This window comes from Stenotrophomonas sp. 78350_Sma, from assembly GCF_056482105.1.
Genome location: NZ_CM151182.1, coordinates 3,511,769 through 3,534,043, shown reverse-complemented (window position 1 = coordinate 3,534,043; position 22,275 = coordinate 3,511,769). Strand labels below are relative to the sequence as shown.

General features: G+C 67.2%; 19 protein-coding genes and 1 riboswitch. Of the genes, 8 read left to right on the top strand and 11 right to left on the bottom strand.

Features of this window, described 5'->3' with window-relative positions:
- Positions 1–14: 14 nt before the first annotated feature.
- Both ACZK4H_RS16440 and hslO read right to left on the bottom strand, forming a co-directional pair.
- On the bottom strand, positions 15–827 hold the full coding sequence (locus tag ACZK4H_RS16440) for an XOO1806 family protein (protein ID WP_024956328.1): 813 nt from the start codon (positions 825–827) through the stop codon (positions 15–17).
- 149 nt (positions 828–976) lie between these two features.
- Positions 977–1,870, bottom strand: a complete 894-nt coding sequence (gene hslO, locus ACZK4H_RS16435) for an Hsp33 family molecular chaperone HslO (protein ID WP_099555274.1) — start codon at positions 1,868–1,870, stop codon at positions 977–979.
- A 77-nt stretch (positions 1,871–1,947) separates the two neighbouring features.
- Between hslO and mtgA the strand changes: the two genes are divergently transcribed.
- From mtgA to ACZK4H_RS16420, 3 genes are read left to right on the top strand one after another with little or no spacing between them, the layout of a single operon-like run.
- Positions 1,948–2,697, top strand: coding sequence for a monofunctional biosynthetic peptidoglycan transglycosylase (gene mtgA / locus ACZK4H_RS16430; RefSeq protein ID WP_099555276.1), 750 nt, complete (start codon positions 1,948–1,950; stop codon positions 2,695–2,697).
- Between the two features lie 46 nt (positions 2,698–2,743).
- Positions 2,744–3,763, top strand: coding sequence for a glycosyltransferase family 2 protein (locus tag ACZK4H_RS16425; RefSeq protein ID WP_099555279.1), 1,020 nt, complete (start codon positions 2,744–2,746; stop codon positions 3,761–3,763).
- Complete coding sequence (locus tag ACZK4H_RS16420) at positions 3,723–4,154, top strand: CBS domain-containing protein (RefSeq protein WP_012511858.1); 432 nt, start codon at positions 3,723–3,725, stop codon at positions 4,152–4,154. The genes ACZK4H_RS16425 and ACZK4H_RS16420 overlap by 41 nt, the downstream gene beginning before the upstream one ends.
- 514 nt (positions 4,155–4,668) lie before the next feature.
- Here the strand turns inward: ACZK4H_RS16420 and ACZK4H_RS16415 are convergent.
- From ACZK4H_RS16415 to ACZK4H_RS16400, 4 genes are all read right to left on the bottom strand, one after another.
- On the bottom strand, positions 4,669–6,639 hold the full coding sequence (locus ACZK4H_RS16415) for an AsmA family protein (protein ID WP_099555281.1): 1,971 nt from the start codon (positions 6,637–6,639) through the stop codon (positions 4,669–4,671).
- An 82-nt stretch (positions 6,640–6,721) separates the two neighbouring features.
- Positions 6,722–7,360, bottom strand: coding sequence for a PAQR family membrane homeostasis protein TrhA (gene trhA, locus ACZK4H_RS16410; RefSeq protein ID WP_010482744.1), 639 nt, complete (start codon positions 7,358–7,360; stop codon positions 6,722–6,724).
- Positions 7,361–7,537: 177 nt separating this feature from the next.
- Positions 7,538–9,142 carry a peptide chain release factor 3 gene (locus ACZK4H_RS16405; protein ID WP_099555283.1) on the bottom strand — a complete coding sequence of 535 codons (1,605 nt, stop codon included), beginning with the start codon at positions 9,140–9,142 and terminating at the stop codon, positions 7,538–7,540.
- 66 nt (positions 9,143–9,208) lie between these two features.
- On the bottom strand, positions 9,209–10,105 hold the full coding sequence (locus ACZK4H_RS16400; protein ID WP_099555285.1) for a M23 family metallopeptidase: 897 nt from the start codon (positions 10,103–10,105) through the stop codon (positions 9,209–9,211).
- A 148-nt stretch (positions 10,106–10,253) separates the two neighbouring features.
- Positions 10,254–10,372, top strand: a riboswitch (SAM riboswitch).
- A gap of 77 nt (positions 10,373–10,449) precedes the next feature.
- Here ACZK4H_RS16400 and metX point away from each other — a divergent pair.
- From metX to ACZK4H_RS16385, 3 genes are read left to right on the top strand one after another with little or no spacing between them, the layout of a single operon-like run.
- Complete coding sequence (gene metX, locus ACZK4H_RS16395; RefSeq protein ID WP_099555287.1) at positions 10,450–11,481, top strand: homoserine O-succinyltransferase MetX; 1,032 nt, start codon at positions 10,450–10,452, stop codon at positions 11,479–11,481.
- The gene (locus ACZK4H_RS16390; protein WP_099555289.1) at positions 11,478–12,713 is read left to right on the top strand and encodes an O-succinylhomoserine (thiol)-lyase; all 1,236 of its coding nucleotides are present in this window, start codon (positions 11,478–11,480) and stop codon (positions 12,711–12,713) included. The genes metX and ACZK4H_RS16390 overlap by 4 nt, the downstream gene beginning before the upstream one ends.
- Positions 12,710–13,777, top strand: coding sequence for a homoserine dehydrogenase family protein (locus ACZK4H_RS16385; protein ID WP_099555291.1), 1,068 nt, complete (start codon positions 12,710–12,712; stop codon positions 13,775–13,777). The genes ACZK4H_RS16390 and ACZK4H_RS16385 overlap by 4 nt, the downstream gene beginning before the upstream one ends.
- Before the next feature lie 76 nt (positions 13,778–13,853).
- Here ACZK4H_RS16385 and ACZK4H_RS16380 read toward each other — a convergent pair whose 3' ends face one another.
- Together ACZK4H_RS16380 and ACZK4H_RS16375 are read right to left on the bottom strand one after the other, a co-directional pair.
- Complete coding sequence (locus ACZK4H_RS16380; RefSeq protein WP_099555293.1) at positions 13,854–14,849, bottom strand: alpha/beta fold hydrolase; 996 nt, start codon at positions 14,847–14,849, stop codon at positions 13,854–13,856.
- Positions 14,850–14,941: 92 nt separating this feature from the next.
- Entirely contained in the window at positions 14,942–16,324 is a 1,383-nt protein-coding gene (locus tag ACZK4H_RS16375) for an L-serine ammonia-lyase (protein WP_014038149.1), read from the bottom strand.
- A gap of 100 nt (positions 16,325–16,424) precedes the next feature.
- Between ACZK4H_RS16375 and ACZK4H_RS16370 the strand changes: the two genes are divergently transcribed.
- Complete coding sequence (locus tag ACZK4H_RS16370; RefSeq protein ID WP_024956919.1) at positions 16,425–16,655, top strand: glutaredoxin family protein; 231 nt, start codon at positions 16,425–16,427, stop codon at positions 16,653–16,655.
- Positions 16,656–16,726: 71 nt separating this feature from the next.
- Here the strand turns inward: ACZK4H_RS16370 and ACZK4H_RS16365 are convergent, their stop codons facing one another.
- Genes ACZK4H_RS16365 through ACZK4H_RS16355 form a run of 3 tightly spaced genes read right to left on the bottom strand, consistent with a single transcriptional unit; the run spans position 16,727 to position 18,518 of the window.
- The gene (locus tag ACZK4H_RS16365; RefSeq protein WP_006384701.1) at positions 16,727–17,299 is read right to left on the bottom strand and encodes a YceI family protein; all 573 of its coding nucleotides are present in this window, start codon (positions 17,297–17,299) and stop codon (positions 16,727–16,729) included.
- Between the two features lie 3 nt (positions 17,300–17,302).
- Positions 17,303–17,875: a cytochrome b gene (locus ACZK4H_RS16360; RefSeq protein ID WP_005410672.1), complete on the bottom strand. Its 573-nt coding sequence runs from the start codon at positions 17,873–17,875 to the stop codon at positions 17,303–17,305.
- 10 nt (positions 17,876–17,885) lie between these two features.
- A complete protein-coding gene (locus ACZK4H_RS16355; RefSeq protein WP_099555295.1) occupies positions 17,886–18,518 on the bottom strand; it encodes a YceI family protein in 633 nt (210 codons plus the stop codon).
- Between the two features lie 164 nt (positions 18,519–18,682).
- Here ACZK4H_RS16355 and ACZK4H_RS16350 point away from each other — a divergent pair, with 164 nt between their 5' ends.
- Positions 18,683–22,225, top strand: coding sequence for a sensor histidine kinase (locus ACZK4H_RS16350; protein WP_099555297.1), 3,543 nt, complete (start codon positions 18,683–18,685; stop codon positions 22,223–22,225).
- Positions 22,226–22,275 lie beyond the last annotated feature (50 nt).

Genomic DNA, 22,275 nt, shown 5'->3' with positions numbered 1-22,275 from the left:
ATGCGGCAGGGAGCTTACAGATCCTGCTCGTAGCGCACGTACGGCACGGTGCCGTCGTCGTTGCTTTCGTTGCGTGGCGAGAACGGATTCTTGCCGCGGCTGATCACGTTCTCGGCGCCCACGGTGAGCTGGCCGGACCACGGCGTGCGCCAGGTCAGGCCGATGCCCAGGCCTTCCCACTTGCCGGGCTTGCCCGGCACGTCGATGACGCGGCCGATGATGCTGCCGGTGAAATTGCCGTAGCCGGCGCCGATGCTCAGGCTCTTGCTGTCCCAGCGGTCGGCGATGGCCGGCGAAGCGTCGGCCAGCGGTACCAGGCGGGCCTTGGCGTAGGTGCCGGCGATGGAAACGAAGCCTTCGCGGCCGATGTTCTTCTGCGCGAACACGGTCAGGTCATTCTGCTCGGCGCGCAGCGAAGGGGTCTTGTTCGGGCCTGCCAGCCATGCCGGCAGGGTTTCACGGCCGGTTCCGGCGGTGATGCCGAGGCGGCTGCTGCCACGGTTCAACGCGGCGGTGCCGGTGAAGCGCCGGCTGTTGAGGTCGTCCTCGTCGCCGAGACTGGCCAGCATGCAGTGACTGGCGAGGCCGCTCATGCTGGTCCCGCTGCTGCTGCAGAGCAGGCCCAGCGAATCGCCGGAGGACAGGCCAAAGGCCGCATCCAGCGAGTTGCGGCCGAAATGCCAGCGCGCCCCGGCAGCCTGTTCACCGGTCGGCTCCAGGTACAGCAGGGCCTCGACCTTGCCGCTGCCCTTGTTCCATACCGGCAGCACGGTGCGGGTGTCCTTGCTCTGCGCATGCACGCCCGTGATCGCGCCAAGGGCGATCATCATGGCCAGCGGTAGACGCAGGAAGGTACGCATCGAACCAGTTCAGACAGGAAAGGACAACGGAAGTTCCCGCAGATACGGGAACTTGATCGTAGGGTGTTTATGAATTCTTAACAAGCCTTGATCCCCCCAGATGCAAGACAAGCTGTTTACTGAAGCCGTTCAGGTGCCGGCACGGTCCCCTCGGCACCGTGGAACAGTATGCCGAACTCCGTCAACGGAAAGTGATACTCCCGCCCGCAGAATTCGCAACGGACCTCGACGGCGCCGGTGTCTGCAGCCGCGGCACGGGCCTCGTCCTCACCCAGCGACTGCAGCATCGACGCGACCCGCTCACGCGAGCACGAACAGGCGAAGGACAGCGGCTTTTCGCCCATCAGCGCCGGCTTCTCCTCGTGGAACAGGCGGTGCAGCAGCTGCTCGGCCGGGGTGGCCAGCAGTTCGGCCTTGCCCAGGGTCTCGAACAGGGCGCTGGCGCGTGCCCAGCCGTCCTCGTCGCCCTCGTCGCCCGGCAGCTTCTGCAGCAGCAGGCCGGCGGCGCCATTGCGGTCGGCGGCCAGCAGCAGGCGGGTCGGCAGCTGCTCGGACTGGCGGAAGTAGTCCTCGAAGGCTTCGTCCAGTTCCGGTGCGGTCAGTCCGACCAGGCTCTGGTAGCGCTGTGGTTCACGCGGGTCCAGGCCCGGGTTCTCGATGGTGATCGCGAGCAGGGCGTCATCGCCAAGGCTGGACAGGTCGCGCGGCGCGTCGGCGCCTTCGCTGAGCTGGGCGATGCCGCGCAGGGTACCGGCGGCGGTGCACTCGGCGAACAGGGTGCGCAGGGCGGTGCTGCTGCGCAGCTGGATCGACAGGCGTCCGTCGATCTTGGTGTGGCCGGTGAACAGCGCCGAAGCCACGCAGGCCTCGCCGAGCAGCTCGGCAGCGGTATCCGGGTACTCGGCGTGGGACAGGATTTCCTGCCAGGTGGCCTGCAGGCGCACGTGGACGCCACGGACGCCAGCGTCGGGGAGCAGGAAGCGGATCAGGGAATCGGGGTTGGCGGTCATCGGCTCACATCGCGCGTAAACGGGGGCGGTTGCCGGATAATGCGCCGACAACCAGATAGAAGAAGGATGCACCAGTAATGGGGGCAGGGGGAGAGCAGCACAAGGTGGAAGCCGTCGCAGAAGGCCCGCGCCGCAGGCGCTGGCGCTGGAAACGGCTGCTGTGGCTGCCGGTGCTGCTGGCGGCTTTCAGCTGCCTGCAGGTCCTGGTGCTGCGGTTCATCGACCCGCCGGTGTCCACGGTGATGCTGTGGCGCCATGCAGAGGCGCTGGGCGAGGCGGACTGGTCCTATCGTCTGCATTACCAGTGGCGCGACCTTGACCAGATGGCGCCGAGCCTGCCGATCTCGCTGGTGGCGGCCGAGGACCAGCGCTTCCCCGACCACAACGGCTTCGACCTGCAGGCGATCGAGAAGGCGCGCGACCACAATGCCAAGGGCGGGCGCCTGCGCGGTGCCAGCACGATCAGCCAGCAGGTGGCCAAGAACCTGTTCCTGTGGCAGGGGCGCAGCTGGGTGCGCAAGGGCCTGGAAGTCTGGTACACGGTGCTGATCGAAGCGCTGTGGCCGAAGGAACGCATCCTGGAGATGTACGCCAACATCGCCGAGTTCGGCGACGGTGTCTATGGCGCGCAGGCGGCAGCGCAGACGTTCTGGGGCAAGGATGCGGCGCGGCTGAGTCCGGCCGAGAGCGCGCGGCTGGCAGCGGTGCTGCCGGCGCCACGGCGCTACAACGCCGCAAAGCCCGGGCCGTACGTGCAGCGGCGCGCCGCCTGGATCCAGCGCCAGGCACGGCAGCTGGGTGGGGCCGCGTACCTGTCGGACGAGTGAGCGCGCGCCGCCTGATCTGTGGGCGGCGGCAACGTACAATCCGGGCATGACCCGCGAACGGCTCACTTTCGTCATCGCCGCCTACAACGAGGCCCTGGCACTGCCGTTGCTGCATCCGCGGTTGTGCGCGGTACTCGATGCGCTGCCCGACATCGACGGCCACATCCTGTACGTGGACGACGGCAGCCATGACGGGACCTGGGAGGTGATCGCCCGCCTGGCGCAGGCCGACGCGCGGGTCTCCGCGCTCAAGCTGTCGCGCAATTTCGGCAAGGAAGCGGCATTGACCGCTGGTCTGGACCTGGTGCGCGAAGGTGCGGCGATGATCCTCGACGCCGATGGCCAGGATCCGCCTGAACTGGTGCCGCAGTTCATCGCGCGCTGGCGCGAGGGCCATGACAACGTCTATGGCACGCGCCTGGCGCGCGATGGCGAGGCCTGGATCAAGCGCGCCACGGCGGCGATCTTCTACCGCGTGATGGGGCGCCTTTCGCGTACGCCGATCCCGGCCGACACCGGGGATTTCCGCCTGCTGTCGCCACGCGCGCTGAGTGCGCTCCGCGAGATGCGTGAGCGCCACCGTTTCATGAAGGGGCTTTTCAGCTGGGTGGGCTTCAAGCGCGTGGCGGTGCCCTATCACCGCCACGCACGCGTGGCCGGCACCAGCAAGTTCAGCCTGTGGCGGCTGTGGAACTTCGCCCTGGAAGGCATTACCGGGTTCTCGACCGTGCCACTGCGTGCGGCGACCTACCTGGGGCTGGCAACCGCGGCGGTGGCCTTCGTGTTCGGGCTGTGGGTGATCGTCAAGGCCGCGCTTTACGGCGACCGGGTGGCGGGCTGGCCGACGATGATGGCGGTGATCCTGTTCCTGGGCGGGGTGCAGTTGATCGCGCTGGGCCTGATCGGCGAGTACCTGGGACGGCTGTACGAAGAGTCCAAGCAGCGGCCGTTGTACCTGGTTGACGCGTGGCTAGCATCGTCCGTGGCAGACTCGGCCCTGCAACCCACCCTCGGAGGGCAGGCGGATGACCACGGTACGGCAACTGTTGGACGGCAAGTCTCCTGAAGTACATGCGGTCGCGCCGGATGCGGCGGTGATCGATGCGATCCGGTTGATGGCGGAAAAGGGCATCGGTGCGGTGCTGGTGATGGACGGCCCGAGGCTGGTCGGTATCCTTTCCGAGCGAGATTACGCACGCAAGATCGTGCTGCGTGATCGTTCTTCGCGCGATACGGCGGTGGCGGAGATCATGACGGCGCAGGTGGTGACGGTGTCGCCGGGCGAGCAGGTGGAGCATTGCCTGCAGCTGGTGACCGACTACCGCATCCGCCACCTGCCGGTAGTGGAGGGCGCCCAGGTGCTGGGGGTGATCTCGATCGGTGACCTGGTGAAGTCGGTGATCGATGCGCAGCGGCGCGAACTGGATCAGCTGCAGCAGTACATCGTGGCCGGGTGAGGGTGTCGCTGGCGGGCCTGCGGCCCGCCGGCCCGCTTTTCGAAGCCAGAGCCAAAGGCCAAAGCCAAAGGCCAAAGCCAAAGGCCAAAGCCAAAGCAGCGCCTTCCTGATGCGGGGGGGAGGCGGAGGGCATGGCCGTGCAGGACACGCGGTAAATACGTCCATGTAGCTCGTAGGCGCCATCCTTGGCGCCTACGGTCCTGCACGGCCATGCCCTCCGCCTCTGGACACATCTCCGCGAGCGCGGTGCAAGCGCTCGCCGTCCCGTGCTTTTGGTAGCTGCCAACCTTGGTTGGCACAGCTTTTGATTCTGCTTCTTCTTTTGATTTTGAATTTCCGCTCTCGTTCCGCGCGCGCAGGAAACTGTCAGGAGTGGGACGGGTGGGCCAGGCAGGACCGCAGGCGCCATGGATGGCGCCTACGAGCCCCCATGGATGGGTTTACGGCGTGTCCTGACTGGCCCACCCGTCCCACTCAAACCAGGATCAACAGAGGCGCCGCCGAACAAACGCTTTTACTTCGCATCCTGCCCACCGCAGTCGGCATCCTTGCCCGGCCCCAGTTCAATCGTCGCCAGCAGCGCCGCCGGCGGGGCAATGCTGCCCAGCGCCAGGGCCACCGCGCCACGTACACCCAGCGCCTTGAAGTCCGGCCGGAACGAGGGATCCTTGAACGTGCCGCCGATGCGCAGGGGCGAGCGCAGCACCAGGATGCTCCTGTCCTTCGGCCGCGGCTTCAGCAGCAGGTCCAGCTGCTCATCGCGCAGGCTTACGGTGCCTTCGCCAATGATGATTGTGTCAGTGGTGTCCACCGCCAGTGCACGGCTGGTCATCAGGCCGTCGCGTACGCCGAAGTCCGCAAACGCGCAGCGCAGCGGGATCTGCCGGTCGCCGGTGAACAGGAATTTCAGCGATTCGGTGATGTCCAGGCCGGCCAGTTCCATCACCAGGTTGCCCACGTGGCCGCGGCCCATCGCCACGCCGACATCGCCGCTGCTGCTGCCCAGCATGGCGGCAATGGAATTGCCGCGGCCGCTCAGGTCCACTTCGCCGCCGATGCCGCCCTTGGCCTGCTCGGCCAACTTCGCGTCCGGGAACAGTTGGCCCAGCTGCACGCCGCGCACGCTGGCCTTCAACGCGGTGCGGATCTGCGCTTGGCGTGCATCCATGTGGATCGTGCTGCGGATATCGCCGCCGGCCACGCCGAAGTTCAGCGGGTCCAGCCGCAGCACGCCGTCATCCAGCAGCAGGTGCGCGTCCATGTCGTCCAGCGGCAACGAGGGTGCGTTGATGCGGTGCGCCTTCCAGCGCACGTCGGCGTCCATCGCGCGCAGCTTGCCCAGGTTGTAGGGCGTGTCGGGCAATACCCGGCTGCTGGCGGCGACACGGGTGGCCTGCGCCTTCTGTTCCGCATTCGCGGTTTCGCCGCCGCCGGTCTTCGGCGGCGCTCCGATGAAGCCGGCCAGGTCATCGAAGTCCAGGCGCTTGGACTCCAGCGTTGCGGTCAGCCTTGGACGGTCGCGTCCCACCTCGAACTGCAGGTCGCCACCGAGGTCGCTGTCGCCGACCTTGCCGGTGAAGGCGTCGTAGTGCCAGATGTTGTGGTCGCGCTTGAGCCGGCCGTTCAACGCATAGGGCGGCGACGGCGGAATGGCAATGCCAAGCAGCGGGTACAGGTCCGACAGGTCCTGTCCGCTGAGCGCGAACTGCAGGTCGAACACCCGCAGCTGGAATGGATTGGTCAGCGTGCCACTGGCCACCGCGTGGGTAGCGCCGGCACGACCGTCGAGGTGGATGCGGAACGGGTGGTCGCTGTCGGTCAGCTCCAGCGGTGATTCGGTTCCGCCCTGCAGCGTGAACGGGTTGCCCTGCCAATGGCCCTTGCCCTGCACCAGCAGCGGCGGCGAGGCATCGGCCTGTTTCGGCTGGCCGCTGCGCACGCCCACACGGATGTCGGTGCGGCCCAGTGCATCGAGGAACTGCAGCCGACCGTCGTCGATGCGCAGGCGTTTGAGCTGTGGGCCTGTGCCGCCAGCGCTGTCACCGAGGAAATCCCAGTTGCCCGGTTCGCCCTTGCGCGGCGCGGTTTCCAGCAGCACGTCCGGTCGGGTCAAGCGCACTTCCGGCAGCTGCACGCTGCCACGCAGCAGGGGCCACACCCGCACGTCGATCTCGACGCGGTCGGCCGTGGCCATGTTCGGCTGCTTGGCCCAACCGGCGTTGGCGAAGGTGATCGCATCTGCACGGATCGTGCTGGTGCGGCCGAGGTCGACATCCAGGTGGCCGATGTGCAGCGCACGGCCGGTGCGTGCCTGCACCGCGCGCTCGACCGGCCCCTTGAACCAGTTCCAGTCCCACAGCGCGATCAGCACCAGCAGCGCGGCCAGCAGGAAAATCAGTACGGCCAGCCAGCGCCGGCCGCGCGGGCCCGGGGGGCGCAGCCAGCGCGAAGTACGAGGCGCGGCAGGGGACGTGGCAGCATTCACGCCGCCATGGTTGCCCCCTCATCGTGGACGGGGCGCGAAGCGTCCATGTGCATCATGTGCACATGCGGCGCGCTGGTCCGTGTTACAGCACCTGCATGGTCACCGCGACGAAGTGGCAGACGCTGCCGCCGATCACGAACAGGTGCCAGATCGCGTGCGAATAGGGGATCGATTCGCGGTGATAGAAGTAGGTGCCCAGCGTGTACGACAGGCCGCCGGCCAGCAGCCAGCCCAGGGTCCAGCCGTCGATCGAGGCCAGCATCGGCTTGATCGCCACGATCACCAGCCAGCCCATGGCGATGTAGATGCCGGTGGAAAGCGCCTTGAAGCGGCCGGTGTAGAACAGCTTGAACACCACCCCGGCCAGGGCCAGGGTCCAGATTGCGGCGAACAGGCCCCAGCCCCACGGACCGCGCAGGCCGATCAGGGTGAACGGGGTATAGGTGCCGGCGATCAGTACGTAGATCGCGCAGTGGTCGAACACCTTCAGCCGGCCCTTGGCGACCGGGTGCTGGATGGCGTGGTACAGGGTGGAAGCGGTGTACAGCAGCAGAAGCGCAATGCCGAACACGATCGCGCCCGCCAGCTGCCAGCCATCGCTGTAGATGGCGGCCAGGGTGATCAGTACTGCACCGGCGCCCAGGGCGAGCACGGCACCGAGGCCGTGGGTCAGGGCGCTGGCGATTTCTTCGCGGATCGAAGCAACGGAAGTCGTGGACATGGCGTAGGCATCGTTCGCGGGGAGGGGGACCCGCACCCCCCTATCATCGCCGCGATGGGCGGTGTGTGCACGCCCGTCACCGTATGGTCGGTGAATTCCTGTGTTGCGGGGATGAACCGCCTGCGACTGCCGGGGTCAGAGCCCTTTCCTGCCGGAAAGGGATCCGACCCCGTGTCATCAGCCTGCCGAAACGGTATGCGCCGCTTCGCGGGTGGCCGAGAAGCGCACGTCCGGCGAGCGTTCCTGCGCCAGCTGCAGGTTGACCCGGGTCGGGGCCAGGTAGACCAGGTGGCCGGCTGCATCCAGTGCCAGGTTCAGCGCATTCTTCTCGCGGAACTCTTCCAGCTTCTTCTCGTTGCTGCAGTGGACCCAACGCGCGGTGGTCACGCTGACCGGCTCGAAGGTGGCTTCCACACCGTACTCGTCCTTCAGGCGATAGGCCGCCACGTCGAACTGCAGCACGCCGACGGCACCGAGGATCAGGTCGTTGCTGGTCAGCGGGCGGAAGAACTGGGTTGCGCCCTCTTCGGACAGCTGGGCCAGGCCCTTCTGCAGCTGCTTGAGCTTGAGCGGATCGCGCAGGCGCGCGCGACGGAACAGTTCCGGGGCGAAGTTCGGAATGCCGGTGAAGGTGACCGCTTCACCCTCGGTGAAGGTATCGCCGATGGAAATGGTGCCGTGGTTGTGGATGCCGATCACATCGCCCGGCCAGGCTTCGGCGGCGATTTCACGATCGCTGGCCATGAAGGTCAGGGCGTTGGCCAGCTTCATTTCCTTGCCGGTGCGCACGTGGAAGGTCTTCATGCCGGCGCTGAAACGGCCCGAGCAGACCCGCATGAACGCCACGCGGTCACGGTGCTGCGGGTCCATGTTGGCCTGGATCTTGAACACGAAGCCAGTCAGCTTGCTTTCTTCCGGGGCGATCTCTCGGCCGGTGGTGGAGCGTGCCTGCGGCGACGGTGCATGCTCGACGAAGAAGTCCAGCAGCGGCTGCACGCCGAAGTTGTTCACGCCCGAGCCGAAGAACACCGGGGTCTGCTTGCCGGCGCGGTAGGCTTCCAAGTCGAACGGGTGGCTGGCGCCCTGCACCAGTTCCAGTTCGTCACGCAGGTCGGCCAGCATCTGTGCACCGATCTTCTCGGCCAGGCCGGGGGCATCGATGGACGGGAAGATGGTCGAGTCCTGGCGGGTGAAGTTGCGGCCCGGCTCGTACAGGTGTACTTCCCCGGTCAGCAGGTGGACCACGCCCTTCAGGCGCTGGCCCATGCCGATCGGCCAGGTCACCGGCGCGCACTGGATGCCGAGCACGGTTTCCACTTCATCCAGCAGCTCGATCGGGTCCTTGCCCTCGCGGTCGAGCTTGTTGATGAAGGTCATGATCGGGGTGTCGCGCAGGCGGCAGACTTCCATCAGCTTGATGGTGCGCTCTTCCACGCCCTTGGCCACGTCGATCACCATCAGCGCCGAGTCCACCGCGGTCAGCACGCGGTAGGTGTCCTCGCCGAAGTCGGCGTGGCCAGGGGTGTCGAGCAGGTTGACGATCTTGTCTTCGTACGGGAACTGCATCACCGAGGAGGTGACCGAGATGCCGCGTTCCTTTTCCAGCGCCATCCAGTCGGAGGTGGCGTGGCGGGCGGCCTTGCGGCCCTTGACCGAACCGGCCATCTGGATCGCGCCTCCGAACAGCAGCAGCTTTTCGGTCAGCGTGGTCTTGCCGGCGTCAGGGTGGGAGATGATGGCGAAGGTGCGGCGACGCGACGCTTCGTTGGCGACTTCGGACATGGCAGTGGCGCCCGCCCGGGGCGCTTTTCAAAGAGATAAGCGCCCGATTATACCGGCCGGGGCCGGTCAGCGCCCGGTGCCACCGTCGGCCTCGCCCTGGCGGGCGAACTGCAGCTGGCCCTGGCCGGTGAAGATGCGCACCGGTACCGAGCGCAGGCCCATGCCGCGGTTGACCTGTACCACGAAGTGCAGATGTGGGGCGCTGCTGTAGCCACTGTTGCCGGACAGGCCGAGGGGTTGCCCGGCTCCCACCGCCTGGCCACGGCGCACGCGCATGCCGCCCGCCTGCAGGTGGCCGTACAGGGCCATGCTGCCGTCACTGTGCAGCACGCGGATGAAATTGGCGCGGGCACCATCGCGTTCGCGGTCCTGGCCGTTGCCACGGAAGCCATCCTGGATCTGCATCACCGTGCCCTCGCGTGCGGCCAGCACCAACGTACCTTCAGGCAGCGCGAAGTCGACCGCATCGCGGTTCTCCTCGTCGTCGTGGCTGAACCGGCCCTGCGGCGCTTGATCCACGCGCGGGCGCGCATCATCGAAGGGCAGGCGGTAGGCCACATCCTCGGCCTGTGCGGCGGGGTTGCCCGGTACCGACTGCAGGCGCAGGTCCAGCATCCGGCCGTTGACCGGCGCGGGGAGGTGACCGACCACCAGGCTGCTGTCGCCCTGTATCAGTGACTGCACCGGCAAGCCGTCGACCGGGTGCCCGGGGGCCGCGCGCAGTTCGATCTGCAGCGGCCCGGCCAGGGTGTTGTCGATCCGGGCCTGCCACTGTTCGCCGATCGGCTGCAGGCGCAGCTGGGCCATCGGAAGGGCCTCCTTCGCGGCCCCGGCCCCCGCGTCGGCGCTGGAGGTGGTGGACGCCTTCGGCAGCATTCCCCAGCCCTGGCGCCAGTCGCTGGCGCCGGCGGAAGTACTGGCCAGCAGCGGCAGGAGCAGGCAGGTCAAGGGCAGGCGTGGCATCAGCGGATTCAGAAAAATGGACCGCCGGGACTGTACCCGATCCTGAACGGAGCGACCGCGACGCCTCTCGCATACCTGACCTGAAAATATTCATCGCTTTATCCGCATGAAGGGATTGACAGTGCCCGGAAGGGCTGGCATCGTGGCGTCACCATCGAGACCGGCAGAGGGACAGGCCCTTTGAAGCCGGGGCAGCCCGCGGATGCGAAAGCGTCCGCGTAGGTGCCAAATCCTGCGGGGACCGTGGCGTCCACCGAAAGATGGTTCGAACCATGCACTGCACGTGCATCTCGAACGCGAGCCCCGCGAAGGCTCGATGGCCGATTCCCCAACCGGATCCCGCCATGAGCTTCGCTGCCAGTACCGCCGTTCGCCCCGAACCCTTTGTCCCCGTCAGCGTGCCGGTCGAAGACCACGTGCATGCCGAGCGCGGTGAGTTCGCCGCGGTGCTGTCGATGCGTCATGCCGGCCCCAGCCCGGTGCGCCTGCGCTATGAGTGGGTCGGTCCGGCCAACGCGCCGGTTGTGGTACTGGCCGGCGGTATTTCCGCGCATCGCCATGTGGCCTCCAACACACAGTTCAGCGAGAAGGGCTGGGCCGAAGACCTGGTCGGCAGTGGTCGCACCCTGGATCCGCAGCAGCTGCGCGTGCTGGCGTTCGACTTCATCGGGGCCGATGGTGCGCTGGACGTGCCGATCGATACCGCCGACCAGGCCGATGCGTTGGCATTGCTGCTGGATCATCTGGGTATCCGCACGCTGAAGGCCTTCGTTGGCTATTCGTATGGCGCGCTGGTCGGCCAACAGTTCGCGATCCGTCATCGCGCCCGCGTGCGCCAGCTTGTGCTGGCCAGCGGTGCGCATCGCCCGCACCCGTATGCAGCGGCCTGGCGCGCACTGCAGCGCCGCGCCGTCGCCCTTGGCCAACTGCAGTGCGGCGAAGACCACGGCCTGGCGCTGGCACGGCAGTTCGCCATGCTCAGCTACCGCACCCCGGAAGAATTCGGCGAGCGCTTCGACGCCGCACCGGAAGTGATCAACGGCCGCGTGCGCGTCGCCGCCGAAGACTATCTCGACGCCGCCGGCGCGCAGTACGTCGCGCGCACACCGGTGACCGCCTATCTGCGCCTGTCCGAATCGATCGACCTGCACCGCGTCGACCCCGCCGCCATCCTGCCGCCGACCGTGGTGGTGGCCGTGGAAGGTGACCGCCTGGTGCCGCTGGCCGATCTGGTCGGCCTGGTCGAAGGGCTGGGCCCCCGCGGCAGCCTGCGCGTGCTGCGCTCGCCCTACGGCCACGACGCCTTCCTCAAAGAAACCGATCGCATCGACGCGATCCTCGCCACCGCCTTCCGCACCTCTGGAGAGTCCGCATGAGCCTGCACGCCAACGAGCCGTCCTGTAGCCGCACCACTGCCGCCGTCCGTGCCGGCATCGATCGGGACACCGCGCATGGCGCGGTCACGCCGCCGATCGTGCTGTCGTCGAACTTCAGCTTTGAAGGCTTCGGCAACAAGCGCCAGTACGACTACACGCGCAGTGGCAACCCGACCCGCGACCTGCTGGGTGAAGCGCTGGCCGAGCTGGAAGGCGGCGCCGGCGGCGTGATCACCGCCACCGGCATGGGCGCGATCAACCTGGTGCTGAACGCACTGCTGCAGCCGGGTGACACCCTGGTGGTGCCACACGATGCCTATGGCGGCAGCTGGCGCCTGTTCAATGCGTTGGCAAAGAAGGGCCACTTCGAGCTGGTCACCGCCGACCTGACCGATCCGCGCGCGCTGGCCCAGGCGCTGGCCACCCAGCCGAAGCTGCTGCTGGTGGAAACCCCGTCCAATCCACTCCTGCGCATCACCGACCTGCGCTTTGTCATCGATGCCGCGCACAAGGCCGGTGCCCTCGTGGTGGTCGACAACACGTTCCTGTCGCCGGCGCTGCAGCAGCCGTTGTCGTTCGGTGCGGACCTGGTGCTGCATTCCACCACCAAGTACATCAACGGCCACAGCGATGTGGTGGGTGGTGCGGTGGTCGCGCGCGATCCGGCATTGCACGAGCAGCTGGTATGGTGGGGCAACGCGCTGGGCCTGACCGGTTCCCCGTTCGATGCCTTCCTGACCCTGCGCGGCCTGCGCACGCTGGATGCGCGCCTGCGCGTGCACCAGGAGAACACCACTTCGATCGTTGCATTGCTGGACCAGCATCCGGCGGTCGGCCGCGTCTATTATCCGGGTCTGGCCGATCACCCGGGCCACGCCATCGCCGCCCGCCAGCAGAGTGGTTTCGGCGCGATGCTTTCGTTCGAACTGGCCGACTGCGAAGTTGATGATCCGCATGCCGCAGTGCGTGCCTTTGTCGATGGCCTGCACTGTTTCACCCTGGCCGAATCGCTGGGCGGCGTCGAAAGCCTGATCGCGCATCCGGCCACCATGACCCATGCGGCGATGACCGCCGAAGCGCGTGCCGCCGCCGGCATCAGCGAAGGCCTGCTGCGCCTGTCGGTGGGCATTGAAGCCGAGCGTGACCTGCTGGCCGATCTCGGCGCCGCGCTGCAGCGCGCCGAAGTGGTGATTGATGCGGCTGCGCGCCGCAAACAGGTGGTGGATGCATGAGCGCGCTCGCCGCTGAAATTCCTGCGCTGGCCGTGGGACGCCTGGCGCTGCTCGGCACCGGCACGGTCGGCTCGGCCTTCGTGCAGCGTTACCAGGCATTGCGGGCGCGTGGGCTGGAACTGCCCAGCGTGCAGTGGCTGGCCAATTCACGCACTGCGCTGGAAATCGATCGTGACCTGGCGTTGCCGCTGGAGCTGGCGCGGCGTGCGCCGCGTGATGGCCAGAATTCGCCGCCATGGGCCAGCACCGAAGGTCTCGAGCGCGGCGATGTGGTGGTCGATGCCACCGCCAGCGAGGATGTGGCTGCGCGTCACGTGCAGTGGCTGGCGCGCGGCGTGCACGTGGTAACCGCCAACAAGCTGGGCCGTGGTGCGCAGCTGGCACGCGCGCAGGCCATTGCGGAAAGCTGTGCCGACAGTGGCGCACGCTATGGCGACAGCGCGACGGTGGGCGCGGGCCTGCCGCTTTTGAGCAGCCTGCGTGCGCTGGTGGCCGGTGGCGATCACATCCATGCCATCGAAGGTGTGCTGTCCGGCTCGCTGGCCTGGCTGTTCCATCGTTATGACGGCCAGTCGCCGTTCTCGGCGGCGGTGCGCGAGGCGCTGGCTGCCGGCTACACAGAGCCCGATCCGCGCCTGGACCTTTCCGGCGAGGACGTGCGGCGCAAGCTGCTGATCCTGGCCCGCAGCAGCGGGCTGGCGCTGGATGCCGCGCAGGTGCAGGTGGATTCGCTGGTGCCTGAGGCGCTCGCAGCACTGCCACTGGAAGATGCCGTGGCGGCGTTGGAACAACTGGATGCGCCGCTGCAGGCGCGCTGGCAGCAGGCGCGCGACAACGGCCGCGTGCTGCGTTTCGTTGGCCGTGTTGATGGCGATGGCGCGCAGGTGGGCCTGCGTGAGCTGCCTGTGGATCACCCGCTGGCGCAGGGTGCGGGCACCGACAATCGCGTGGCCATCCACAGTGATCGCTACTGTCGCCAGCCGCTGTTGATCCAGGGGCCGGGTGCGGGGGCGGAAGTCACCGCTGCCGCGTTGCTGGATGATGTGTTGCGGATCGTGGGTTGATGGATCGCCGGGCATGGCCCGGCGTTATCAGGATCGGCACGGGTAGCGCCGGGCCATGCCCGGCGGACAGGGAACCTCAACGCCCCTTCAGTGCCTTCAACAACGCCGCATTGAACTGCTTCGGGTCCTGCACCTGCGGCGAATGCCCCAGGTCGGCGAACTCGACCAGGTTCGAGCCGGGAATCGCTGCGGCCGCAGCCTTGCCAAGCACCGGGTAGTTGCCCAGCGTCGCCTTCACCTGCGACGGCGCCAGGTCGCGGCCGATCGCGGTGCGGTCCTTCTGGCCGATGAACAACGTGGTCGGCACCTGCACATTCTTGAGTTCGTAGACCACCGGCTGGTTGAACACCATGTCCGAGGCCAGCGCCTGGCTCCAGGCAACGGCCTGCTTGCCCGGGCCTTCGTACATGCCCGACTGCATGCGTGCCCACGGCTCGTAGGCCGGCTTCCATTTGCCGTCGTAGTACACCTCCAGCTGGTAGCGCCGGATGCTGTCATAGCTGATGTTCATTTCGCCGGCATACCAGGCATCCACGCTGCGCCATGGCACGCCAAGTGCCTTCCAGTCTTCCAGCCCGATCGGGTTGACCAGCGACAGGCTGCGCAGGTCCTGCGGGTACATCAGCGCGTAGCGCACCGCCAACATGCCGCCCATGGAGTGGCCTACCAGGTGTACCGGCACATCACCCAGCTGCAGTTGCTGCAGCAACGCATGGGTGTTGGCGGCCAGCTGCGCGAACGAGTACTGGTAGCGCTCGGGCTTGCTGGACTTGCAGAAGCCCACCTGGTCCGGGGCAATCACCCGGTAGCCGGCTGCGATCAGTGGCTTGATCGATTCCTTCCAGGTGGCCGCACAGAAATTCTTGCCATGCAGAAGCACCACGACGCCGACCGGTGTCTTCTTCGGCGCGATGTCCAGGTAGGCCATTTCCAGCGGCTGCCGCTGCGATTCCAGGGCGAAGGTCTTTACCGGATAGCCGTAATCGAAGCCCTCAAGCCGCGGTCCGTAAGTGGGCGCGGCCAGGGCGGGCAGCGGAAGGCAGGCAAGCAGGGCGGCAGCGATCACGCGCATGGGGCAGTCCTGGGTAGGGGAGCCCCGAGCCTAACCGGAACGCAGTGACGGTGTCGTCCGATGTAGAGCCGAGCATGGCCCGGCTCGACAACTCAGCACTCGATGACGTTCACCGCCAGCCCACCGCGGCTGGTTTCCTTGTACTTGTCCTGCATGTCACGGCCGGTATCGCGCATGGTCTTGATGACCTTGTCCAGCGACACCTTGTGCTTGCCGTCGCCACGCATCGCCATGCGCGAGGCGTTGATGGCCTTCACCGCGCCCATCGCATTGCGTTCGATGCACGGAATCTGCACCAGGCCTCCGATCGGGTCGCAGGTCAGGCCGAGGTTGTGTTCCATGCCGATTTCCGCGGCATTCTCGATCTGGCTGGGATTGCCGCCCAGCGCCGCGACCAGGCCGCCGGCTGCCATCGAGCAGGCCACGCCCACTTCACCCTGGCAGCCCACTTCGGCGCCGGAGATCGAGGCGTTTTCCTTGTACAGGATGCCGATCGCTGCCGAGGTCAGCAGGAAGTCGAATACGCGCTGTTCGTTGGCACCCGGGCAGAAGCGATCGAAGTAGTGCAGCACCGCCGGCAGCACGCCGGCCGCACCGTTGGTCGGCGCGGTGACCACGCGACCACCGGCCGCGTTTTCCTCGTTCACCGCCAGCGCGTACAGATTGACCCAGTCCAGCGTGGTCAGCGGATCGCGCATCGCCGCTTCCGGCTTCGACGACAGCTCGCGGTACAGCGCCGGTGCACGACGGCCGACCTTCAGGCCACCCGGCAGCACGCCCTCCTCGCGGATGCCGCGGGTGACGCATGACTGCATCGCGCTCCAGATCTCGCGCAGGTTGGCGCGGATCTCGTCTTCGCTGCGCCAGCACTTTTCGTTCTCGAACATCAGCTGGGCAATGCTCAGGCCGCTGCGTGCGGTCTGTGCCAGCAGTTCGTCGCCGCTCTTGAACGGGTAGGGCAGCGGGGTTTCATCGGGCACGATGCGGTCATCGGCCGCGTCGTCCTGGTTGACCACGAAGCCGCCACCGACCGAGTAGTAATCGCGGGTGGCGATCACTTCGTCGTCGGCGTTGTACGCGGTGAAACGCATGCCGTTGGTGTGGTACGGCAGCTTCTGGCGCTTGTTCATGCCGAGGTCGCGCTTCTCGTCGAAGGCGATCTCATGCTGGCCCATCAGCTGGATGCGCTTGCTGCTGCGGATGCGCTCCAGCGTGGCCGGGATGATGTCCGGGTCGATCAGGTTCGGCCGCTGGCCTTCCAGGCCCAGCAGGATCGCCTTGTCGGTGCCATGGCCGCGGCCGGTCAAGGCCAGCGAGCCATAGACATCGGCGCGGATGCGCGCGACCTCGTGCAGGCGGCCCGGGTCGAGCAGCCAGCGATGGATGAATCGCTCGGCGGCCTTCATCGGCCCGACGGTGTGCGAGGAGCTCGGGCCAATGCCGATCTTGAAAACGTCGAACGTGCTGACAGCCATGGTTGCCGTACTGCGGGTACCGGAGGAGATCGCTATTCTAACGGTTCATGCCGCACTTCCATGGCTGCGGCGCAGCATTTCGGCAGAGGGAGCAAAACCGGTGTTGACCCTGTTCCAGCGCGACGACTGCCATCTGTGCGACATGGCCCTGGCCGAGCTGGCCAAGGCGCGGGCACCGGAATTCGAATCGGTGTTCCTGGACGATCAGCCGGCGCTGGAAGCGCGCTACGGCGCACGGGTGCCGGTGCTGCGTGACGAGACCGGCGGTCGTGAGCTGGACTGGCCGTTCGACGCGGCCACGGTTCAGGCCTGGCTGGCCGTCGATCGGTAGTGCCGGCCGCTGGCCGGCAACCCCGCCATGCCCGGTGATGCCGGCCAGCGGCCGGCACTACCAGAGGCGATTTATTTCGCGTCGAACTTCACGATCGTGCTGATCGCGGTTTCGTCCGGGATGGTCTTGGTGTCGGCCCAGTCGCCGCCGCCGACGCCGAAGTCCAGGCGCTTGACCGTGGCCTTGCCGGTCAGCACCGGCTGGGTGCCCGGCTTCCAGGTGAAGGTGAGGGTGACCGGCTTGCTGACGCCTCGCAGTTCCAGTGTGCCATCGGCGGCGAACTGGTCATTGCCCACCGCGCGGAAGCCCTTGGCGGTGTAGCGTGCGGTGGCGAACTTGCCAACATTGAAGAAGTCGGCGGTCTGCAGGGTCGAGTCACGGTCGCTGTTGCCGCTCTTGGCACCGGCCAGCGGGATCACCACGTCCAGCGAACCGGCGGCCGGATTGGCCGGGTCGAAGCTGAGCTTGGTGGCAAAGCCCGGGAAGCTGCCGGTGAACACTTCGCCGTCGTACTTGGTGGCGAACACCAGGATCGAGCCGGCGCCGGGGGCCTGCGCGTAGTCGGCGGCGAGCACCGGGGCGGTGGCCAGCATGCCGGCCAGGGCGGCGGCCACGGCGGCCGGAGTGGTCAGTTTCAGGTTCATCGGTCAGTCCTTCTGAGGGGAGGCAAGCCAGCCGCGCGGCAACATGCGGGACAAGGTCGCATCGCGCTGGAACAGGTGGTGGTAGAAGGCAGCGCCGGCATGGGCCAGCACCACCGCGATCAACAGCCAGAAGCCGTATTCGTGGATGGCATGCGATACCGCGACAACCTGCGGGTCGGGACCGCTCAGCTTGGGCACGTCGACCAGACCGAACCAGCGGAACGGGCGCAGGCCGCTGGCCGAGTCGTACAGCCAGCCCGACAGCGGGATGGCGAACATCAGCACATACAGCAGCACGTGGGTGGCGCTGGCGATGCGTTCCTGCCAGCTGGGCACGCCCGGCACCGGCTTGGGCGCGCCGGCATACAGGCGCCAGCCGAGGCGGAACAGTACCAGCGCAAGCACGGTGATGCCGATCGATTTGTGCGCGGTGTAGACCCAGAAGTACTTGGGCGTCTTGGGCAGTTCACCCATGGTCAGGCCGACCACGCCGAGGGCGAGGATCAGCAGTGCGATCAACCAATGCAGGATCTGGCTGACACTCCCCCAGGCGGCGGGGGTGTTCTTGGCGGTCATGAAGGGTCCTCTAGGGGGCCGTCTTGGGGTCGGAGTGCGGAACGGGAGCGGGAGTTCCCGGGGCGTCGCTGCGGTCGAGGGTGGCTTCAGCCTCGATCCTCAGCTGTACTGCATCACCGATGACGCCCGGCCAGGCGGTGATGCCGAACGCACGCCGGCTCAGTGTGGTGCTGGCGGAGAAGCCGGCGGTGCGTCGGAACGGGGGGAGCGGGTAGCGCTTGATGGCGTTGAGGGTCACATCCAGCGTGATTTCCTGGCTGACCCCACGCAGGGTCAGCGTGCCGATCACGTGGGCGCGCTTGGCATCGATCGGTTCGACCCGGTTGGAGACGAAGTGTGCCTTTGGGAAACGCTCGCCATCCAGAAGGCTGCGGGCCAGCGTGGCCTGGTTCCATTTGGCGTCACCAAGGTCCAACCGCGAGACTGGGACTTCGACATCCAGGGTGGCACCGCGCCAGTTGTCGGGATCGAACTGCAGGCGGCCCTCGCTGCCGGACACCGTACCCATGGCCTGCGAATAGCCGGCGTGGTCGATGCTGAACAGCACCCGCGTGTGCACCGGATCGAGGCGGTAGGTGTCTGCGTCCGCCCAGGCGGGGGCGGTGGCGAGCAGCATCGGCAGCAGGGCCAGGCAGGGACGCATCGATGGCGGGCTCCGGAAGGGGGACGCTGTGATCATACGCACAGGCCCCTGCCAACGATGCGTGCATGGCTGCAACAGTTCGTGGTGGTCCTGCCTCGGCAACAGGCTGTTGCAGCCATGACCCCGGCCCTGTGTGACAATCGGGACAGGACAGGGGGTTCAGGATGACGAGCAGCTGGCGCCTGTGGTGCCTGGGGATCGCGGCAACGGGGCTGCTGCTGTTGGCGTCTGCCACGGCGGCTGCGGCCCTGGACATGGCTGAAACACCACGCCTGCGGCGCTTCGGTGCCGCCGAAGGCATGCCTTCGCGCATGGTGCTGGCGCTGGCCGAGGACCGCCAGGGCCATGTATGGGCTGCGACCGATGGCGGCCTGGTGCGCTACGACGGCAGCTCGCTGCGGGTCTGGGAGCATGATCCGGAACAGCCCGGTTCGTTGCCCGGCAACGAGATCGAGACCCTGCTGGTCGATCCGCTGGACCGCGTGTGGGTGGGCATCAACGGCAAGGGCGTGGCCCGCCTGGATGCCGACCGCGAACGGTTCAAGACCTTTGATGCGGTCAATGGCCCCTGCCTGGGCCAGTTCTGGACGCTGGCCTACGCCGGGGATGCGTTGTGGATCGGCACCAGCGGCCAGGGCATCTGCCGGTTCGGGGAGGACGGCAGCCTGCGCTTCTTCAAACACGACCCCGCCCGCGCCGACGGCCTGCCCAGCAACACCATCTACAGCAGCCTGGTCGATGCACAAGGGCGCCTGTGGATTGGTACCGAGGCCGGGGTGGCACGCTGGAATGGCCGCGATTTCGAACCCGTGGCACCGCGCGAGCTGGGCACATTGAGCGTGCTGCGGATGAGCCGCGATCCGGATGGCTCGATCTGGATCGGCAGCCAGAACGACGGCCTGTACCGCATCGATGCGCAGGACCGGGTCAGCCGTCCGCGCTGGAGCGACAGCGCCAGCCTGCGCTCGGCGCTGGTGCTGGCCGATCGCCAGGGCGGCTACTGGGCGGGCACGTCCGACGGCCTGCTGCGTGGCGACGCCAGTGCGCTGTTGCGGCTCGACGGCGACCGTGGCAGTGGTTTCCTTACCGCACAGAGCGGTGTGCTGGACCTGCTGCAGGACCATGAGGGTGGATTGTGGGTGGCGCTGCTGACCCAGGGCCTGGCGTACCTGCCACCGGAGTGGCGCCGCTTCTCGATCTGGAACCAGCTCGATGGCAAGCCGCTGGACAGCCAGTACCTGCTGGGTGCGGCCAGTGACGGCCAGAACTACTACGTGGGTTCGGCACACGGCGTGTACCAGCTGGATGCGCACGGCACATTGCGCCTGCTGGCCAGCGACCGTGAGATCGGCAGCGGTGCGGTCTGGTCGGTACTGCCGCGGTCGGACGGGCGCCTGTGGCTGGGGCGTGCCGGTCGCATCACCGTGTATGACCCGGCCAGCCGCGCGCTGCACGATTGGCATATCGATGGAGGCGCCGACCTGCGCCAGCGCATCGACCTGATGCGGCAGGCACCCGATGGCACGGTCTGGCTTTCGGTGATGAATCTGGGCCTGCAGCTGCGTAGTGCAGATGGCCGGGTGCTGCGCAGCTATCCGCTCGACGATTTCCGCAAGTCGGCCGATTCACCCATCGAGCAGATCCGCTTCGATGCCCATGGCAAGGCATGGGTGATGGGCGAAATGGGCATCTGGCGTGAGCAGGCCGGTCGCTTCGAAGCGGTGCCGGGTGTCTCGCGCGGGCTGATCTTCGATCTGGTGTGGGTTGATCCGCAGCAGCTGTGGCTGGCCCGCCAGGGCGCGTTGGAGCGCTATCAGTGGGATGGCATGAGCCTGCACCTGATCCAGCGCATTGATGGAAGTGCCGGTGTGCCGCCGGTCAGCATGGGCGGCCTGGCATTGGCCGACAATGGCCGGGTGTGGGCGACCACGCCGCGCGGCCTGCTGCGTTGGGACCCGAAAGCACGACGCCTGCAGTTGTTCAACGAACGCGATGGCCTGTCCGATGCCGAGTTCACCAGCCGGCCGCCGGCGGTGAATGAAGATGGCCGCGTGCTGGCCGTGGCCCAGACCGGTCTTGTCGCTTTCGATGTGAATGCCGACGACGTGGTGCTGCCCGGGTCGTCGCTGGTGATTGCCGAGGTACGCGTGCGCCGCGATGACGCGCGCGGCTGGCAGCCGTTGCCGAACGCCGGCACCCTGCTGCTGGGACCGGATGATCGCGACCTGCAGATCGATGCACGATTGCTGTCGTATGCCAACCCACAGGGCAACCGCTACCGTTTCCGGGTACGCGGGTATGACCAGAACTGGGTGGAGCAGGGCGGCGACGGCCAGCGCACGCTGTCGCGACTTCCCACCGGCAGCTACGTCATCGAAGTACAGGCGGCCACCGCCAATGGTGCATGGACGCCTTCGCAGCAGCTGCAGGTGAAGGTGCTGCCACCATGGTGGCGCAGCGGCATGGCGATCTTCGGCTACATCCTGATCGGTTCGCTGCTGCTGCTCGTCCTGGTCTGGTCGATCCGTGCGCGCCTGCGCCGTCGCCAGCAATGGCAGTTGACTGTGCACAAGCAGGAGCTGGCCGAACAGGCCTCGCAGGCCAAGAGCCGGTTCCTGGCCACGCTGGGGCATGAAGTGCGCACGCCGATGACCGGTGTGCTTGGCATGAGCGAGTTGCTGCTGGCCACGTCGCTGGACCCGGTGCAGCGCAGCTATGCCGGCTCCATCCAGCAGGCCGGTAGCCATCTGCTGCGGTTGGTCAACGATGCCCTGGACCTCGCACGCATCGAGGCGGGCCGGCTGGAGCTGGATCTGCGCCCATTCGATCTGGCCGGCCTGCTCGACCAGGTGCAGGCGCTGATGCAGCCCATGGCGAAACAGCGCAAGCTGGATTTCCAGCGTGGCGACGATCCGCCCGGCCCGATCAGCGTCAGTGGCGACGAGATGCGCGTGCGGCAGATCCTGCTCAACCTGCTGGGCAATGCCATCAAGTTCACCGAACGCGGCCATGTCGGCCTGGCCGTGCACCTGGAAGAGAACGGCGGCGGTCTCTGTTTCGAAGTGCACGACAGTGGCCCGGGTATCAATGCCGAGCAGCAGGAGCGGCTGTTCCACCGATTCGAGCAGGCGGAGGGGCCGCGCACGGCCTCGCGTTATGGCGGCAGCGGGCTGGGCCTGGCGATCTGCCAGGAGCTGGCCGTGGCGATGGGCGGGCGCATCGAAGTGGACAGCCAGCCAGGCAAGGGCGCGCGCTTCCGGGTACGGTTGCCGCTGCCCTGGACCCGGCAGGCAGCCGCCACGGGCGAAGTGCCGGCACTGCCGGTACTGCCGCCATTGCGCATCCTGCTGGTGGAGGACGATGCCACCGTGGCCGAGGTCATCGCCGGCCTGCTGCGCAGCCGCGGCCATGACGTGGTGCATGTGCTGCATGGCCTGGGGGCTTTGTCGGAGATCGCTACCGATGGCTTTGATGTTGGCCTGCTCGATCTCGATCTGCCGGCGCTGGACGGCACTGCGATCGCCCGCCAGCTGCGCACCCTGGGCTATGAGCTGCCACTGGTGGCGGTGACCGCCCGCTCCGACGCCTATGCCGAATCGCAGGTGCTCGCTGCCGGTTTCGATGGTTTCCTGCGCAAGCCGGTCACCGGCGACATGCTGGTGGCAGCGATCATCCAGGCTCGCGCCAAACGACAGACCACAACTTGAAAACGTCGGCGCCGGGCGTGAACGGCGCGACTTTCGGTTTACCATGCCGA

Coding starts and splice junctions, on each gene's coding strand:
- ACZK4H_RS16440 (WP_024956328.1), bottom strand. CDS start 827: ATGATCGCCCTTGGCGCGATCACGGGCGTGCATGCGCAGAGCAAGGAC.
- hslO (WP_099555274.1), bottom strand. CDS start 1,870: ATGACCGCCAACCCCGATTCCCTGATCCGCTTCCTGCTCCCCGACGCT.
- mtgA (WP_099555276.1), top strand. CDS start 1,948: ATGGGGGCAGGGGGAGAGCAGCACAAGGTGGAAGCCGTCGCAGAAGGC.
- ACZK4H_RS16425 (WP_099555279.1), top strand. CDS start 2,744: ATGACCCGCGAACGGCTCACTTTCGTCATCGCCGCCTACAACGAGGCC.
- ACZK4H_RS16420 (WP_012511858.1), top strand. CDS start 3,723: ATGACCACGGTACGGCAACTGTTGGACGGCAAGTCTCCTGAAGTACAT.
- trhA (WP_010482744.1), bottom strand. CDS start 7,360: ATGTCCACGACTTCCGTTGCTTCGATCCGCGAAGAAATCGCCAGCGCC.
- ACZK4H_RS16405 (WP_099555283.1), bottom strand. CDS start 9,142: ATGTCCGAAGTCGCCAACGAAGCGTCGCGTCGCCGCACCTTCGCCATC.
- ACZK4H_RS16400 (WP_099555285.1), bottom strand. CDS start 10,105: ATGCCACGCCTGCCCTTGACCTGCCTGCTCCTGCCGCTGCTGGCCAGT.
- metX (WP_099555287.1), top strand. CDS start 10,450: ATGAGCTTCGCTGCCAGTACCGCCGTTCGCCCCGAACCCTTTGTCCCC.
- ACZK4H_RS16390 (WP_099555289.1), top strand. CDS start 11,478: ATGAGCCTGCACGCCAACGAGCCGTCCTGTAGCCGCACCACTGCCGCC.
- ACZK4H_RS16385 (WP_099555291.1), top strand. CDS start 12,710: ATGAGCGCGCTCGCCGCTGAAATTCCTGCGCTGGCCGTGGGACGCCTG.
- ACZK4H_RS16380 (WP_099555293.1), bottom strand. CDS start 14,849: ATGCGCGTGATCGCTGCCGCCCTGCTTGCCTGCCTTCCGCTGCCCGCC.
- ACZK4H_RS16375 (WP_014038149.1), bottom strand. CDS start 16,324: ATGGCTGTCAGCACGTTCGACGTTTTCAAGATCGGCATTGGCCCGAGC.
- ACZK4H_RS16365 (WP_006384701.1), bottom strand. CDS start 17,299: ATGAACCTGAAACTGACCACTCCGGCCGCCGTGGCCGCCGCCCTGGCC.
- ACZK4H_RS16360 (WP_005410672.1), bottom strand. CDS start 17,875: ATGACCGCCAAGAACACCCCCGCCGCCTGGGGGAGTGTCAGCCAGATC.
- ACZK4H_RS16355 (WP_099555295.1), bottom strand. CDS start 18,518: ATGCGTCCCTGCCTGGCCCTGCTGCCGATGCTGCTCGCCACCGCCCCC.
- ACZK4H_RS16350 (WP_099555297.1), top strand. CDS start 18,683: ATGACGAGCAGCTGGCGCCTGTGGTGCCTGGGGATCGCGGCAACGGGG.